Here is a 16,584-nt window from a genome sequence, read left to right on the forward strand (position 1 = left end):
TCTTTCGGGATCGAAGGAAACTGGGGTTTGGCCTCCGAGGCCGGTTTCTTTTTGGTCGGCATACATGCTCCTTTTCAACATGTTATGCCCGAACATAAAATTTCTGACAATCTCTCGCCAGGTCTGCGGGCTTGAGGCAGTAGACACTCCCTCCCAATCAGTCAGAACCCCGAACACTGCTGCGATACATAAACACCAAAGCCAACCCCAAACAAACCATCGCCAACATCCGGTTAGCGGACAAATCGATAGCCGGGTTACCAAGCCAGCCAAAGTTATCGATCAACATCCCCATCCCGAGCTGCCCGACAATTACCGCCACGGTCGCCACCGCGGTACCCACCCGAGGCACTGCACCGACCATCACGATCATGTACACCACGCCAAACAACGCACCGCTGAGCTGCCATTTCGGCACGTCGAGCAAACTCACCGCGTGGGCCGGTTCGAAGAACACAATCAGCAACCCGGTAACCAGCGCACCCACGGCAAACGTCAGCAAACTACTGCGCAACACCCCAACGGTTTCACCCAGACGCCCATTGATCGCAGCCTGAACACTCAACACCGCGCCCGCTGCAACCACCACGGCCAACAAAATAATCAGATTCATCATCAACCCCGAGCAATCAAGACAAGTGCCGCGACAATCAGCAGCAGCGCCAGCCAACGTTCACCGTTGACCTTTTTACGAACCGCGCCGAACCAGCCAAAGTGGTCGATCAACACACTCTTGCCAACCTGCCCGGAGAGAATCGCGATCATGGTCATGGCGATGCCGATGTGCGGGGTCGCCAGCGTCAGCACCACCACATAGACCGGTCCGAGAACACCTCCGATCAACTGCCAGCGCGGCAATGTGTTCAACGCCGGCCCTTGTTGCTGGCCGCTGAACAACAGGAGCAAAAACAGAATCGCCGAGCCCACGCCGAAAATGCTCAACGTCGCCCACAAATGCCCCACCTGCACACCCAACGGCCCGAGCAACCCGGCCTCTACCGACAACCCCATCCCCGCCAAAATCACCAGCGGCAGCAACAACAAGCGCAACCCCGGTCTGACCGCCGGCGGCGCAACACTCACTTCATCCAACGTCTGCATCACAAACATCCAGGCCAATAAACGATGGCGCGGATTATCGGCTGGCGCTGCTGTGCGATAAATGGGAGCATCCGGACAACACTTTTGCGCAATACGCACAGCAGGGCACCGCATGCACGGGTTTAACGAACTGGGATTCAAAGCGCTAAGGCTGTTTGTGGCCGTACTCGACCACGGCAGTTTTTCCGAAGTCGCCCGCCGCGAAGGCGTGGCGCCCTCATCGATCTCTCGGCAGGTCCAGTTGATGGAGCAGGCGCTCAACCAGCAATTGCTCTACCGCCACACCCGGGCGGTTACGCCAACCGAAGCCGGACGCATGCTCGGCCATCATGCGCGGCTGGTGCTGGTGCAACTGGAAGAAGCCGAGCAGGCGTTGCAGGAACAGCAAAGCGAACCCACGGGCCTGGTGCGAATCAACGCCCCCGTGGTGTTCGGCCAACGCCATCTGACGCCGTGGCTCGGTCAGTTATGCGCGCGCTATCCGAAGCTGCAACTGGATATTCAACAGACTGACCATTACGTCGATCCGCTGCAGGAAGGCGCCGATTTGCTGTTTCGCATCGGCCCTTTGCACGATTCCAGCATGCAAGCGCGGATTCTGGCGCCGCATCGATTCCAGGTCGCCGCCAGCCCCGCTTACCTCAAACGCCACGGCATCCCGCAACATCCGGATGATCTGGCGCAGCATCAGTGCCTGGCCTACAAAGGCGCGACCGGCCAACAGCGCTGGTTTTTTCGCCGTGAGGGGCAAGACTGGACGCCGTATTCGGTCAAAGGCCCGATCACCGGCAACCACGCCGACACCCTCACGCAAGCCGCCGAGCAAGGGTTGGGGCTGGTGATGTTTCCGTCATGGCTGATTGGTGAGGCGGTGCGCGAAGGCACGCTGGTACCGGTACTGAGGCAATATCAGGTCTCCAACAGCCTGGAGCCGCAGCAGATTGCAGTGCTGTGGCCGGGGAGCCGTCGGCTGTCGGTGAAGGTGCGCACAGTCATCGACTTCTTCATCGAATGCTTCGGCGAAATCCCCTATTGGGACAGACCTTAAGCCCTGCACAAAACCCAATGTGGGAGCGGGCTTGCTCGCGAAGACGGTGTGTCAGAGACACAAATACTGAATGTCACGACGCCTTCGCGAGCAAGCCCGCTCCCACAGGTTATGTGTAGCGTTCTAGATACGGAACTGCCCGACCAGTTTGCCCAGTCGCTGGCCCAGATCCGCCAGGCTGCGTGAAGTCTGCGCCCCCAACTGCGTTTCATCCGCCACGTTATCCACCGCCACCGCAATCTGATGCACGCTGCGGTTGATCTCTTCGGCCACCGCCGTTTGCTCTTCGGCAGCGCTGGCAATCTGCGCGTTCATCGAGTTGATTGTCGCAATCAACTCAGCCATCGCATCCAGCGAAGCCCCGGCCTGATTGGCCTGCACCGAGGTGCCATCACCTGCCTCACTGGAACGGCGCATGGCCTCGACCGCCGACTGCGTCCCGGCCTGCAGGCGATCGATCATCCCCTGGATTTCCTGCGTACTGATCTGCGTACGACTGGCCAGCGCCCGCACTTCATCGGCCACCACCGCAAAACCGCGTCCGGCCTCACCGGCCCGCGCCGCTTCAATCGCCGCGTTCAGTGCCAGCAGGTTGGTTTGTTCGGCAATCGAGCGGATCACCCCCAGCACGCCGACAATCGACGACACGTCCTGTTGCAGGCTGTCCAGCGACACGCCACTGCTGCGAATGTCGTCCACCAGCGCATGAATCTGCTTGATGCTGCCGGCCACCACGCGCTTGGCGCTCTGGCCTTCCTCGTCGGTCTGCTGGGCAGCGACGGCAGCGTTTTGCGCACTCTTGGCGACTTCCTGCGCGGCAGCGGACATTTCGTTGATCGCCGTGGCGACCTGATCGGTCTCGTGGCGCTGACGCTCCATCGCTTGATCCGAGCGCTGCGCCTGATCGGACACCTGCGTCACCAACCCGGTCAGTTGCGTGGTCATCTCGGTGATCTGGCGCACCAGACCATGAATCTTGTCGACGAAACGGTTGAACGAGCCGGCCAGTTCGCCGAGTTCATCCTGGCTGGTGATGGTCAGTCGGCGAGTCAGGTCGCCCTCGCCCGCCGCGATGTCATCGAGGTTGGCTTTCATCAAGTTCAGGGGACGCAGAATGGTGTTGGCCAGCAACATCCCCGCCACGGCAATGAGCAACAGCATCACCACAGCCACACCCACGATGCTCAGCACCACGCCTTGCATACGTTCCTGCACCTTGGCTTCGACCACCTCCACCTGCGCCTCGATGCCGTCAAGGTTGACCGAAGAACCGACGGCCATGTCCCACTTCGCCAGGTATTCGGTGTAGCCGAGTTTCGGCACCAGCACCTTGGCATTGCCTGGCAGCGGTGAGCTGTATTGCAGATAGTGGGTGCCGTCCTTCGCCACACTCACCAGACCGCGGTTGACGTAGACGCCGTTTGGATCGCGGTTGTCCTTGAAGCTTTTGCCTACGCCTTCGGGATCATTGGCCTTGAACAGGCGCACGGTCTGGGAGTCGTAACCGAAGAAGTAGCCATCCTTGCCGTAGCGAATACCCGACAACAGTTTGATCGCTTGCGCACGCGCCGCTTCATCGCCGGGAGCGGCGGCGTCGTATAAAGGCTTGATCGCGGTCATGGCCACGGCGACGTAACTTTGCAGCGTGGCTTTGGCGTCGCTGAGCAGACGCTGGCGGGTTTCTTCGACTTCCTTGCTGGCCTGATCCTGAAGGATGAACAGCGTGGTCAGGCTGATCACCAGCGCAAATAGCAACACCGGAAGAACGGCAAGGGAAAGGACTTTAGCCTTGAGACTCAGGCGCATGGGGGGCTCACTCTCTTGGTTTTATTGGCGTGGTTAAAGGCTTTAACGGCACGCCAGATCAAAAGTTGAGCAAACGATTCAATCCCCCCCTGTGGGAGCGGGCCTGCTCGCTCCCGCAGGGGGATTTGTGGTGTTAAAGAACCATCGCCCCGACCCAACCGAACGCCAGCAGTGGCAGGTTGTAGTGCAGGAACGTTGGCACCACGGTGTCCCAGATATGGTGATGCTGGCCGTCGATGTTCAGGCCGGAGGTCGGGCCCAGCGTCGAGTCCGAGGCCGGTGAACCTGCGTCGCCCAGTGCACCGGCGGTGCCGACAATGCACACGGTCGCCAGAGGGCTGAAACCCAATTGCACACACAGCGGCACGAAAATCGCCGCCAGAATCGGCACGGTGGAGAACGACGAGCCGATGCCCATGGTCACCAACAAACCCACCAGCAGCATCAGCAACACACCCACGCCCTTGCTGTGGTTGATCCATGTTGCCGACGATTCGACCAGTGTCTGCACCTGCCCGGTGGCCTTCATCACTTCGGCAAACCCGGAGGCGGCGATCATGATGAACCCGATCATCGCCATCATCTTCATGCCTTGAGTGAACAGGTCATCGGTCTCGCGCCACTTGACGATACCCGAGGCCGAGAAAATCAGAAAACCGGCCAGCGCCCCGATAATCATCGAGTCCAGCAACAACTGAACGACGAATGCCGCCGCAATCGCCACACCGGCCATCATCAGACTCAGCGGGTTGTACTGCACCGCCACTTGCTCGACCTGCTCGATTTTCGCCAGGTTGTAAACGCGCTTCTTGCGGTAGCTGACGAAAGCCATCGCCAGGCCGAACACCATGCCCAATGCCGGAATACCCATGGCGTGGGTGACATTGATGCCGCTGATGTCGACACCGCTGCGGGCAACGTTGGCCAGCAGGATTTCATTAAGGAAGATGTTGCCGAAGCCCACCGGCAGAAACATGTACGGGGTGATCAGACCGAACGTCATCACGCAGGCAATCAATCGGCGATCCAGTTGCAACTTGCTCAGTACATAGAGCAGTGGCGGTACCAGCAGCGGAATAAACGCGATATGGATGGGCAAGATGTTCTGCGAGGCTATCGCGACCATCCACAGCATGCCGATCAGCAGCCATTTGACGTTGCCGCCGTCGGTCGAATGCTGACGGTCAACCATTACCAGAACCTTGTCGGCCAGCGCGTGGGCCAAGCCGGACTTGGCAATCGCCACCGCGAAAGCGCCGAGCAACGCGTAGGACAACGCCACCGTCGCCCCGCCGCCCAGACCGCTATTGAACGCCTTGAGCGTGGCATCAATGCCCAGACCGCCGGTCAGACCGCCGACCAGCGCACCGACGATCAGAGCGATCACTACGTGCACGCGGGACAGACTCAGGATCAGCATCACGCCGACTGCTGCAATCACTGCATTCATTTCACTACCTCAAAATCACTGCGGTGCAACAGCCACCGCCAGACAGGATGAGCCCGCCCACGGAGCACCGGCGGATTTGCAAAGAGGGTCTTATTAGAAGGGCGCGCACTTTGCCGCAGAGTGGCAGCGGTGTCAAAGCCTCCAAACCCGCCAATGGCTGTGACAATCCGCCCTATTGTGTTTTAAGGATAAAGAAAGCCGATTCGCGGCCGCTACAGTGCAAAGTCTCAGATATTTATCGAATAAGGACGTCTCCATGTCGCTCAGACAACTTTCCATCCAATGGAAAATCACCCTGCTCGCCGGGCTTTGCCTGGCCGGTATCGTGACCCTGTTGGTCGGTCTTTCGCTGTACCGCATGGAGCACAGTTCCGAACTGGTGAAGGCTTCAAGTATGGAGATGCTCACCGAGTCGGCTCAGGCGCGCATCGAATCCCAGGGAGAAGTGCAGGCGGCGGGCATTCGCCAGCAGTTCATGGACGCCTATCAATACGGCCACGGTTTCTCGCGACAGGTGTTGTTCCTGCGTGAACAGGCAGAAAAGCGCTTTCTCGATGCCTTCGACCTGCGCGAAGACATGACCCGTCAGGTCAAGTCCGCGCTGCAAGCCAACCCGGATCTGCTTGGCCTGTCGCTGGTGTTCGAAGCCAATGGGCTGGACGGCAAGGACGAACTGTTCGCCGGGCAAGCGGAACTGGGCAGCAACGACAAGGGCCGCTTCGCCCTGTACTGGTCGCAGCCTGTGCCAGGCAAAGTCACGTCGATGGCGTTGCCGGAAAGCGACATGGCCGATACCAGCACCGGCCCCAGTGGCCAAGCGGCCAACGCGTGGTTCACCTGCCCGCGCATGACCCTCAAGCCCTGCGTGATCGAACCGTACTTCTACGTGATCGACGGCCAGAAGGTGCTGATGACCAGCATCGTCTTCCCGCTGATGGTCAACGGCAAGGTCATCGCTTCGCTGTCGGTGGACATCAACCTCAACAGCCTGCAAGCGATCAGTCAGGGCGCGAGCAAAAAGCTCTATGACGGCCAGACCGCCGTGAGCATCATCAGCCCCGCCGGCCTCCTCGCCGGTTACAGTCCGGACGCCGGCAAACTCAGCCAGCGCCTGGACGCCGTCGATACCACCAGCGGCGCCGAACTGCTGCGCCTGCTCGCCTCCAGCAGCAGCGTCAGCAGCCTGCACAGCAAGGGCCTGTTGAAAGTGCTGTCGCCGTTCCAGCCGATCCCGGGCGGGCCGTCGTGGGGTGTATTGCTCGATGTGCCGGAGAAAGTCCTGGTCAGCCGCGCCGAAGCACTCAAACAACAACTGGATGCGAGCAACACCTCGGGCACGCTGATCGAACTGAGCCTCGGCGTGCTGGCCGCGCTGGTTGGCCTGTTGTTGGTGTGGCTGATGGCGCGCAGCGTGACCAAACCGATCCTCGGCGTGGCGCACATGCTGGAAGACATCGCCAGCGGCGAAGGTGATCTGACCCGGCGCCTGGCCTACGACAAGAAGGACGAACTCGGTCAACTGGCCGGTTGGTTCAACCGCTTCCTCGACAAGTTGCAGCCGATCATCGCCGAAGTGAAACGCTCGGTTCAGGACGCGCGCAACACCGCCGACCAGTCCTCGGCCATCGCCTCCCAGACCAGTGCGGGTATGGAGCAGCAGTACCGCCAGGTCGATCAGGTCGCCACCGCGTCCCATGAAATGAGCGCCACCGCCCAGGACGTCGCCCGCAGCGCCGCCCAGGCCGCTGAAGCCGCCAAGGATGCCGATCGCGCGACCCGTGAGGGCCTGACGGTGATCGACCGCACCACGGCGAGCATCGACACACTCGCCAGTGACATGAGCGCTGCGATGGTCCAGGTCGAAGGCCTGGCCGCCAACAGCGAGAAAATCGGCACGGTACTGGAAACCATCCGCGCCATCGCCGAACAGACCAACCTGTTGGCACTCAACGCGGCCATCGAAGCCGCCCGCGCCGGTGAAGCCGGACGCGGTTTCGCCGTGGTCGCTGACGAAGTACGCAACCTCGCCCGCCGCACGCAAGAGTCGGTCGAGGAAACCCGTCAGGTCATCGAGCAGTTGCAGAACGGCACACAGGATGTGGTGGGTTCGATGGGCAACAGCCATCGTCAGGCACAGGGCAGTGTCGAGCAGGTGGGGCAAGCGGTGACAGCGTTGCGCCAGATTGGCGATGCGGTGACGGTGATCAGCGACATGAACCTGCAGATCGCCAGTGCGGCGGAAGAACAGAGCGCCGTGGCTGAGGAAATCAACAACAACGTGGCGACGATTCGTGATGTGACCGAGTCGCTGTCCGGGCAGGCGAATGAATCGGCGCGGGTGAGCCAGTCACTCAATAGCCTGGCCAATCAGCAGCAGGGTTTGATGGATCAGTTCCGGGTCTAAGGCTCACTGCACAACGCAATGTGGAAGCGGGCTCGCTCGCGAAAGCGGTAGTTCAGTCGACATCTTGATTGACTGATCCGCCGCCTTCGCGAGCAAGCCCGCTCCCACAGTGGTTTTATAGCGACCTGCGGTTCAGCGCCGGGGCAACTCGATCACCACCTTCAACCCGCCCCACTCGCTTTCGCCCAGCACCAACAACCCACCCCACGTATCGACGATATCCCGCACGATGCCCAGCCCCAGACCATGCCCCTGCGTCTGCTCATCAAGCCGCGTCCCACGGCTGAACACTTGACCCCGTTGCGCTTGGGGTATGCCCGGCCCGTCATCCTCCACGCTCAGGGCAAAGCCATCAGTACGCTTGATCACACGGAGACGAACCTCGGCATCCGCCCATTTACAAGCGTTGTCCAAGAGGTTGCCGAGCAGCTCCAGCAGGTCTTCCCGATCCCACGGTAATTGCAGCCCCGGTGGCGCTACGTAACTCAACGCCAGATGCTCGCCGTGGATCATGTTCAGGGTCGCCAACAGTCCCGGCAGTTCTGCGTCACAGTCAAACAACGCCCCCGGCAGCGCATCACCGGACAATCGCGCACGGTTGAGCTCGCGATTGAGCCGCTGCTGCACTTGCTCCAGTTGTTCCTTGAGGATCTTGCGTAACTCGGGATGGCCATCGAATTTTTCGCTCGCCGCCAGACTCAACAGCACCGCCAATGGCGTTTTCAGGGCATGCCCCAAGTTGCCCAGTGCATTGCGCGAGCGTTTCAGGCTGTCTTCGGTATGGGCGAGCAAATGGTTGATCTGCGCCACCAACGGTTCGAGTTCAACCGGCACCTGATCATCGAGTTGCGAACGCTGGCCCTGCTGCAATTGGGCGATCTGTTCACGCGCCTTTTCCAGCGGTCGCAAGGCACGGCGCACGGTGAGCCGTTGCAAAAACAGAATCAGCAACAGCCCGAGCACGCCCAAACCCAGTCCGATCTGGCGCATGCGCTGAAAGCTTTCGCGCACCGGGGTGTAATCCTGGGCGACGCTGATCGAGATCGACTGGCCCAGCCGTCGATAGTCCGAACGCAACACCAGCAACTGCTGCCCGTCCGGGCCCAACTGCAGATTGCTGTGCAGGCCTTGGTGTTCGAGCTGCGGCAGGTCCTGATCCCACAACGAACGGGAACGCCAGTGACTGTCGGCAAAATCAATGCGGAAATAGTGCCCGGAGAACGGTCGCTGATAGGCCGGCGACAGGTGCCGCTCATCCAGCTGCAAGCCTTGCGGGCCACGCACCAGCGCCACCAGCAGGCTTTCGCTGTCGTTACGCAAACCGGCCTCGAGATAGCGCTGCAATCCCACCTCGAACAGCCACAGACTGGTTTGCGCCAGCACCACGCCGACCACCACCAGCACGCTGATCAACCCCAGGCTCAAGCGGCGCTGGATTGACCTCACGACGCTTGCCCGCCGAACAGGTAACCCTGGCCGCGACGGGTTTCGATCACGCTTTTGCCGAGCTTGCGGCGCAGGTGATTGACGTGGACTTCAAGAACGTTGGAATCACGCTCGGTCTCACCGTCGTAGAGGTGTTCGGCGAGGTGGCTTTTGGAGAGGATTTGCTCGGGGTGCAGCATGAAATAGCGCAGCAAGCGAAATTCGGCGGCGGTCAGTTGAATGTCGGCGCCGTCGCGAACGACACATTGGCGACCCTCATCCAGATGCAGGCCGGCTGCCTTTAGCGTCGGCTGGTTGGCCTGGCCTTTGGAGCGGCGCAACAACGACTGAATGCGCAAATAAAGCTCTTCGGGATGAAACGGTTTGGTCAGGTAATCGTCGGCACCGGCCTTCAGGCCTTCGATGCGCTCGGCCCAGGAATCGCGTGCCGTGAGGATCAGCACCGGCACCGCCAGGCCACCGGCACGCCATTGCGCCAGCACCTCTAGCCCCGGTACGCCAGGCAAGCCGAGGTCGAGGATGATCAGGTCATAGGGTTCGCTGCGGCCCTGATACACCGCATCCCGACCATCCGCCAGCCAATCCACTGCGTAACCTTGGCGTTGCAGGCCGGCGAGCAACTCGTCGGCCAGCGGTACGTGGTCTTCCACCAAAAGCAAACGCATCGATCAATCTTCCTCGTCTTTCACAAGTTCACCGGTATCAGCCTTCAGGTGCAGCTCTCGCGCCACACCCTCGACGGTCAGCAACTCGACTTCATACATGTAGACGTCGTGCTTCTCTTCCAGCTCGACCTCCAAAAGCTTCGCGCCGGGGTAACGCGCCATTGCCTGATGCAGCACTTGCTCCAGCGGCAAAATCACACCCGCGCGAACCAGGCGCAGCGCTTCGTCCTGATCGAGGTCGCGAGCCATCGCCGTCGAACAAAAAATCACGAGCGCCAACGCCGTGCAACGGGTGGCGCGAACATTAACCTTCATTACTTATCCTGATGATCCCTGAGAACCTGCCCCGTCACCGCGTTCAATTCCAGATCCCATTCCTGCCCCTGCGGATCACGCATTTCAATCTGGTAGATGTACTTGCCGTACTGCTCTTCCAGCTCGGTGTCGGTGATCTCGGAACCCGGATGTCTGGCCAGCGCCGTGGTATTGAGCTTCTCGAAGGAGACGATAGTACCAGCGTCGTGCAGACGCAGGGCTTCATCGGGGCCAAGGTCGCGGGCGTGGGCGATGCTGGCGGTCAAGCCGAAAAGCGAGGCGATGGACAGGGCAGTCAGGGTTTTCATGGGTGACTCCATATTTTTATGTGTTGCAACGCAGGGCACCTTAGCGGGATGAACTTAACTGAAACTGAATTGCCATCATTGTTTCCTCGCTCCCACAGAGGGCCGCCGTGGTTCTATAATCCTTCGCTTGCTAACGATCGAGACCGGTATGACAGCCATCCACATCAAGTTTCCGTCCCTCACCCTCAAGGCCGGCCCCCGGGCCATGGCGCGCATCCGCGCCCAAGGCCTCAACGCTGCTGATGTCGGCACCCTGCCCGGCGCGGCCGGTGGGCCAAAGGCCTTGGGGATTCAGGGGCTGGATCTGGCCTTGTTCGGTGAGTGGCTGCCGAGTGCGCCGCGCGAACGTTCGCTGATCGGTGCGTCAGTGGGTTCCTGGCGCTTCGCCAGCGCCTGCCTGCCGGACGCCGCCGCAGGCATTCGTCGCCTCGGCCACCTGTACGCCGAGCAGAATTTCAACAAAGGCGTGACCATGGCCCAGATCAGTCAGAGCTCGCAGCGCATGCTCAATGACCTGCTCGATGGCCGCGACGACAGCATTCTCAATAACGCCGATTACCGCTTGAACATCATGGTGGTCAAAAGCCAGGGCCGTCTGGCGGACGACCATCGCGCTCAACTCGGGCTGGCACTGGGCTCGGTGATTGCCGATAACCTGCGCGGTCGCGCGCGGCTGTCGCGACATTTCGAACGGCTGATCATCCACGATCCGCGCTTGGCACCGCCGGTGCATGCGCTCAACGATTTCCCGTCGCGCTTCGTCGCGCTCAATGCTGCCAATCTGCGTCAGGCGCTGCTGGCCTCGGGTTCGATTCCGATGATCATGGAAGGCGTGCGCGACCTGCCCGGCGCCGGTGCAGGGACTTTCCGCGACGGCGGTCTGCTCGACTATCACCTTGACCTGCCCTACAGCGGCGACGGCATCGTGCTCTATCCGCACTTCACCGACCGTGTGATTCCGGGCTGGTTCGACAAGACCCTGCCATGGCGCCGGGCCTCGGTGGAGCGCTTGCAAGACGTGTTGTTGCTCGCGCCGTCAAAGGAATATCTGGCACGCCTGCCCTACGGCAAACTGCCCGACCGCAACGACTTCAAGCGCTTCATGGGCGATGCGCCGGGCCGGCAAAAATACTGGCACGCGGCGATGGACGAGAGCCGGCGCCTGGGGGACGAATTCCTCGAACTGGCTGCCAATGGTCGCCTCGCCGAGCGCTTGCTGACCCTTTAGTCAGCAAGGCCAAACACAAGCTGATAAACTCGCCGCCTGCCCGAATCGCTGCGGCGAACGCCATCTGAACAGAGCCGAAACTACTGTGGAAATCTTCAAGGAATTTACATTCGAATCCGCCCATCGCCTGCCGCACGTACCGGACGGCCACAAGTGCGGGCGCCTTCACGGCCACTCGTTCAAAGTGGCGATTCACCTGAGCGGCGACCTCGATCCGCACACAGGCTGGATCCGCGACTTCTCCGAGATCAAAGCGATTTTCAAGCCGCTCTACGAGCGCCTGGATCACAACTACCTGAACGACATTCCCGGCCTGGAAAACCCGACCAGCGAAGTCCTGGCCAAATTCATCTGGAATGAATTGAAACCACTTCTGCCGGAACTGAGCGCGATCCGCATCCACGAAACCTGCACCAGCGGCTGCATCTATCGCGGCGAGTAATTCAATACACATCCCCTTGTAGGCGTTGCCAGAAGCCGCTTCAGGGGATCGGTGTTCATCAAGGATATAGAGAACAGCCTTCGCGGCTGTTTTTTTATGCCTATGCTTTTTTGGCTCCCACCCTGCCAAGAGGACAGGACCATGACGGACTGGCTGCTGGATCAAGTCTTCGACTTCAACGGGCATAGCGTGCGGTTGACTCACAAAACATCGACATCACCATTAAGAGTCAGTCCTTCAATCCATGTATGAAGCCCCCGCTTGATAACATGCCGTGATTTGAACGCCCCTGACTCCTCTAGAATATCTTTCAATATCGGTGAATGCGTAACAACCCAAATCTGCGATCGCTTACTGGCAGAGCTAATCAAACCAGCCAACGATCTGAGCATATCAGGATGAAGGCTGTTATCAGGCTCGTTCAAAACAATAAAAGGAGGCAAAGAACCGGATGTCAGCGCAACGACCAGGCAAATATACTGCAACGTACCGTCAGACAACTCCCACGCATTACTTGTCCGATTACTGTGAGCGAAACGCAAACCAAACGAAACGGTACGCTCGGGCTTTGAAATATCCAAAGTTGCTCCACCGAATGTATCCGCAATCAGTTTTTCAATAACATCAAGATCCTGAACTATATATTTTTGCGTCGCCAAAACAGCAGCGAGATTTGTTCCACAGGAATCAAGCACGGTACCACTAACAGCGTAGCAAGGCTTACGGATGGGTGACTCAATATCAGTCCTGAAACCATGATAAAAACGCCACCCCATTATTTCATGTTTGATACGCAACACCTCGGGAAAACGCTCCGCATCTGTGAGAGAGTTTAATGCCGTTGCCGAGGGAAATAGTCGAATAGAATTAGTCATGTCCAGCATGGCCATTTCTCGACCCATGACTTTCAAGAAACTATTCTCTCTGACCATCAGAATATGAGTTTTTCGCCCATCATAAAACGATAGCTTTTCATTTTTAATTTGCGGTTCAAACTCAAAGCCATCGCCCAATACAATTTTCTCTCCAAAAACATTTTTTTGCGGCACCAAGCCTGCTGTAATTCTATAACTGTAATAGCCATCATCTGGAAAAGTTGAAAAACGCACTTCAAGAATAATTTTTGAGCGTTCGGCACTGCGCTTTGAACTTTCCGAAAGGATCGACTGCATGCCACCTTCCCTAACGATAAACTTTGAGAACTCCCCCGTCGCGGCGGCCTGCACGAGCTTTAGTGCATTATACAAATTGGTCTTCCCAACTCCATTAGCGCCATGAAAAATGTTCAATCCGTCAAGATTAATAAACACATCATCAATAGAGCGATACCCTTTAACTGAAACAGACAAAACTCTCACTACTAAAGCTCCACACAATATTCGCCATTAAACGAGACTACTCGATCAGCCAGCTTTAATATTGACTCGCGATGAGCAACAATGATCACAATGTTAGACGCATTATATTTCTTTATATTTGATATGACTGTACGCTCTGCCGCCTCATCAAGAAACGCGGTACTCTCATCAAAAACAACCACCTTATGATCCCGCAAAAAACTTCTTGCCAGCGCAAGACGTTGGCGCTCTCCTCCCGACAACATTAGACCTCTGTCTCCAATTTCCGTGTCCAGTCCGGACGGTAATCCTTTCAGGAATACCTCAAGATTAGCGAGCTTTAGAACAGCTTCCAGTCTCTCATCCGGTGCATTCTGATCGGCAACTTTTAGATTAAATCTCAGCGTACCGTTGAACAAACCAACCTCTTGGGACACGAAAGAAAACCTGGAATAAAAATCGTGATCAGACAAATCGCCTATCGCAACACCACCATATTTAATTAAACCTGACGATGGCACGTAGAGTCGCATCAGCAATTTGACAATAGTTGACTTACCCACGCCAGACGGGCCAGTGATCGCGACGACTTCACCCGGAGCAAATCGAATTGACAAATCACACAGCACCTTTTCTACAGGTCGGTTAGGGTAAGAGAACCCAACATTACAAAACTCCAGACCATGACCAACGTTCGGAAGTTTATTATTTTTATCAACACGCCGAATTTCGCAAGCGTCAAAATGCTTTAGTAATGGTGCAAACCCACTTAGTGACTCGATCATGCTTCCAACACTCTTTAAAAGAGCGTCGTACGGCTGACAAACCTGAAACATATAGGCTGCAACCATTACTAAATGACCAACACCTATCTCACCGGAAAGCAACCTTAACGAGGACTCATAAATAACCACAAAAAAAACCAATGAAAAAACAACTATCCTGACCACCTCCAGAGAAGTACTTTTCCTATAGAAATCCAACCAAGACTGGTAAACCCCTTCTTGATCTTCGCGAAAAAACCGCAGTAGAAACTCCTCAGCTAAATAAATACGTATCGTCTCAATATTCGAAACAATGCCATGGACAGTTTTAGAACATCCCATTTCCTTCAATATCACAGCTTTGAATAGCTCTGACAAACGACCTATCACTGAAGCGCTAAGAATGGCATATACAAAAACATATAAAAAAATCATAAACATTACGAAAAAATCTTCAAAAAACAGCAACACTACAAACGATACTAATATCTGAACCAAGGACGGCAGCACACCAACCAATAAAGAGCGCACAGTATTATCCATACTCGCAGAAGCACATTGCAACACCTGCGCAAGGTGTGCCGGCCCTTGTACAAGACTCTCATTCGCAGATAAACCAATTGATTTCTTAATAAACATCTCACCAAGATTTATATTAACCCTCTGAATAAACATCATTGTCAACACATCAGACGAATGAGATAACACCTGAGATATAAAAACAACACCAATCACCAAAACCAGAAAGTTCAAGAACTGTTCATGATCACTTGAAGCGACCGCAAGCATCCGTTGAAAAAACATGGGCAACAACCCAAACCCTATCGCGGTAAGAAAAACCAGCGTCACCAAAAAGGCCAAACGACCTGCATCCTTTGATTTCATGGACAACTTTAATAGCTTATAAGCATCGACAAACCCTTTGGCCTTCATTCGAATACTTCCTGAAAGTTAAGCTTGAACAATTCATGAGGTAACAGGGGAAAGGATCGATCACTTGTCATCAGGGATTTCAGGGCTAGGCATTCTCCGGCACTTCCTTTCATCAGACCACAACCTAAAGTGGCCGAACCATGAATCGACCAATACTTACTTTCCAAATCACTATTCAAAGCTTTCTTGAATAGTCGCCGATAAATCAACTCTACGCCCAAGGCTCCGTTGGAAACTGAGAAACTTTCTTTTTTGCCAGGTTCTAAAACACTCGCCTCAAATAATGCACGAACATTGTATTTCTGTAGGAACTCATTGATCATGCAGATATTAAAATGTCTTTTTAAAAAATCTAATACATAAATAATCCCTGCCCCCCCATAAGCCCACCCAAACTCATCTTGAAGTTCTATATTTCGAGGTTTACTTCTCAAATCAGGCCAATTACCACGCTGAGGGTCGAAGCAATTGATTTCCGACATGATCACGCCTTTTATCAATGGCAGGATCGCCCCATCAGGAATATCAAAAACAAGGGCATATACCGCGATCGAATAAGCGACTCCTGCTTGACCATGCGAAAGCCCAGATAATATCTTCTTTGCGTGCCTTGAGATATTGGCAGAAAATATTATCTGCTCACCATCGAGTTCGGATCGCGCTACTAAAACATCGAATAGCGACCTAGCAACATCTCGCCAAACCTCCATCCGTGATAGTTCAAAGTAACAACTTGCAATCACTAGAGCCCCGGCAAGACCATAAACCAATCCCGAACCCATTTTCTTATATTCACATGCATAAATAGACGTGACAATTTTATCGGTTGCAGCGGAAATAGAGGTCAGGTTCCCATCTATAAAAATCGGAGCTATCGAACTCAACCCACCGACATATGCTCCACCTATTGGGGACGAGGAGAGGAACTCACTACCCACCACCATTTCATAATACGCGGAGAGAAACTCCTTATTCTCAGACTCTGACTCGAATAACCCCCCAGTAGAGGCGAGATACCCAAGCCCTCCCGAACCCGAAAACAAATCGAACCCTACCGAAGTTAGCTCAAGATAGCTCTCACTTCTACTGGTAAACAGTAACGGGGGAGATTTTTTATAAAGCATGTGCTTAGCAGTTCTCTTTACTGAAGCGGAAGTCGTGTCTAAAGAAAAACAATTAGAGACTTCTCCATCATCAAAGAAGCCAACCCTATTAAACCTAAAGTTCATATCGACTACTTTTCCAGCCTCTTTATACACGCACTTTAAAAATTCAATCTCGTGACCATACCCATCACTTACTATACGATGCAAATCACTCCTTACACTATCGTACCC

15 protein-coding genes and 1 pseudogene are annotated in these 16,584 nt (G+C 56.0%); 5 read left to right on the forward strand and 11 right to left on the reverse strand.

Annotated elements, in window-relative coordinates; translation table 11 throughout:
- Positions 1-157: 157 nt before the first annotated feature.
- The gene (locus tag ACIOWA_RS13965) at positions 158-613 is read right to left on the reverse strand and encodes a DMT family transporter (RefSeq protein WP_339432439.1); all 456 of its coding nucleotides are present in this window, start codon (positions 611-613) and stop codon (positions 158-160) included.
- A gap of 2 nt (positions 614-615) precedes the next feature.
- Entirely contained in the window at positions 616-1,101 is a 486-nt protein-coding gene (locus tag ACIOWA_RS13970; protein WP_339432440.1) for a DMT family transporter, read from the reverse strand.
- 112 nt (positions 1,102-1,213) lie between these two features.
- Between ACIOWA_RS13970 and ACIOWA_RS13975 the strand changes: the two genes are divergently transcribed.
- Entirely contained in the window at positions 1,214-2,149 is a 936-nt protein-coding gene (locus ACIOWA_RS13975; RefSeq protein WP_401160313.1) for a LysR family transcriptional regulator, read from the forward strand.
- Positions 2,150-2,272: 123 nt separating this feature from the next.
- Here the strand turns inward: ACIOWA_RS13975 and ACIOWA_RS13980 are convergent, their stop codons facing one another.
- Positions 2,273-3,955: a methyl-accepting chemotaxis protein gene (locus ACIOWA_RS13980; protein ID WP_339493809.1), complete on the reverse strand. Its 1,683-nt coding sequence runs from the start codon at positions 3,953-3,955 to the stop codon at positions 2,273-2,275.
- Between the two features lie 133 nt (positions 3,956-4,088).
- Complete coding sequence (locus tag ACIOWA_RS13985; RefSeq protein ID WP_401160316.1) at positions 4,089-5,405, reverse strand: Na+/H+ antiporter family protein; 1,317 nt, start codon at positions 5,403-5,405, stop codon at positions 4,089-4,091.
- Positions 5,406-6,804: 1,399 nt separating this feature from the next.
- Here ACIOWA_RS13985 and ACIOWA_RS13990 point away from each other — a divergent pair.
- Both ACIOWA_RS13990 and ACIOWA_RS13995 read left to right on the forward strand, forming a co-directional pair.
- Positions 6,805-6,951 (forward strand): annotated as a pseudogene (locus ACIOWA_RS13990) (HAMP domain-containing protein); the annotation flags it as partial.
- A 102-nt stretch (positions 6,952-7,053) separates the two neighbouring features.
- The gene (locus ACIOWA_RS13995) at positions 7,054-7,809 is read left to right on the forward strand and encodes a methyl-accepting chemotaxis protein (RefSeq protein WP_401160353.1); all 756 of its coding nucleotides are present in this window, start codon (positions 7,054-7,056) and stop codon (positions 7,807-7,809) included.
- Between the two features lie 132 nt (positions 7,810-7,941).
- Here the strand turns inward: ACIOWA_RS13995 and ACIOWA_RS14000 are convergent, their stop codons facing one another.
- From ACIOWA_RS14000 to ACIOWA_RS14015, 4 genes are read right to left on the reverse strand one after another with little or no spacing between them, the layout of a single operon-like run.
- Complete coding sequence (locus tag ACIOWA_RS14000) at positions 7,942-9,255, reverse strand: sensor histidine kinase (protein ID WP_339432445.1); 1,314 nt, start codon at positions 9,253-9,255, stop codon at positions 7,942-7,944.
- Positions 9,252-9,920: a response regulator transcription factor gene (locus ACIOWA_RS14005; protein ID WP_221732956.1), complete on the reverse strand. Its 669-nt coding sequence runs from the start codon at positions 9,918-9,920 to the stop codon at positions 9,252-9,254. The genes ACIOWA_RS14000 and ACIOWA_RS14005 overlap by 4 nt, the downstream gene beginning before the upstream one ends.
- A 3-nt stretch (positions 9,921-9,923) precedes the next feature.
- Positions 9,924-10,235: a PepSY domain-containing protein gene (locus tag ACIOWA_RS14010; RefSeq protein WP_339432446.1), complete on the reverse strand. Its 312-nt coding sequence runs from the start codon at positions 10,233-10,235 to the stop codon at positions 9,924-9,926.
- The gene (locus ACIOWA_RS14015) at positions 10,235-10,543 is read right to left on the reverse strand and encodes a PepSY domain-containing protein (RefSeq protein ID WP_339464958.1); all 309 of its coding nucleotides are present in this window, start codon (positions 10,541-10,543) and stop codon (positions 10,235-10,237) included. The genes ACIOWA_RS14010 and ACIOWA_RS14015 overlap by 1 nt, the downstream gene beginning before the upstream one ends.
- A 148-nt stretch (positions 10,544-10,691) precedes the next feature.
- Here ACIOWA_RS14015 and ACIOWA_RS14020 point away from each other — a divergent pair, with 148 nt between their 5' ends.
- Positions 10,692-11,771 (forward strand): patatin-like phospholipase family protein, encoded by a 1,080-nt coding sequence (locus ACIOWA_RS14020; RefSeq protein WP_401160319.1) that lies wholly within the window; start codon positions 10,692-10,694, stop codon positions 11,769-11,771.
- Between the two features lie 85 nt (positions 11,772-11,856).
- On the forward strand, positions 11,857-12,213 hold the full coding sequence (queD, locus tag ACIOWA_RS14025; RefSeq protein WP_007955941.1) for a 6-carboxytetrahydropterin synthase QueD: 357 nt from the start codon (positions 11,857-11,859) through the stop codon (positions 12,211-12,213).
- A gap of 200 nt (positions 12,214-12,413) precedes the next feature.
- Here the strand turns inward: queD and ACIOWA_RS14030 are convergent, their stop codons facing one another.
- From ACIOWA_RS14030 to ACIOWA_RS14040, 3 genes are read right to left on the reverse strand one after another with little or no spacing between them, the layout of a single operon-like run.
- Positions 12,414-13,571 carry an AAA family ATPase gene (locus ACIOWA_RS14030; protein WP_401160321.1) on the reverse strand — a complete coding sequence of 386 codons (1,158 nt, stop codon included), beginning with the start codon at positions 13,569-13,571 and terminating at the stop codon, positions 12,414-12,416.
- Between the two features lie 2 nt (positions 13,572-13,573).
- Positions 13,574-15,247: an ABC transporter ATP-binding protein gene (locus ACIOWA_RS14035; protein WP_401160323.1), complete on the reverse strand. Its 1,674-nt coding sequence runs from the start codon at positions 15,245-15,247 to the stop codon at positions 13,574-13,576.
- On the reverse strand, positions 15,244-16,560 hold the full coding sequence (locus ACIOWA_RS14040; RefSeq protein ID WP_401160355.1) for a lanthionine synthetase LanC family protein: 1,317 nt from the start codon (positions 16,558-16,560) through the stop codon (positions 15,244-15,246). Before ACIOWA_RS14040 ends, ACIOWA_RS14035 begins: the two co-directional genes overlap by 4 nt.
- Positions 16,561-16,584: the final 24 nt, after the last annotated feature.

Source organism: Pseudomonas sp. NPDC087614 (assembly GCF_044743485.1).
Lineage (GTDB): Bacteria > Pseudomonadota > Gammaproteobacteria > Pseudomonadales > Pseudomonadaceae > Aquipseudomonas > Aquipseudomonas baetica_A.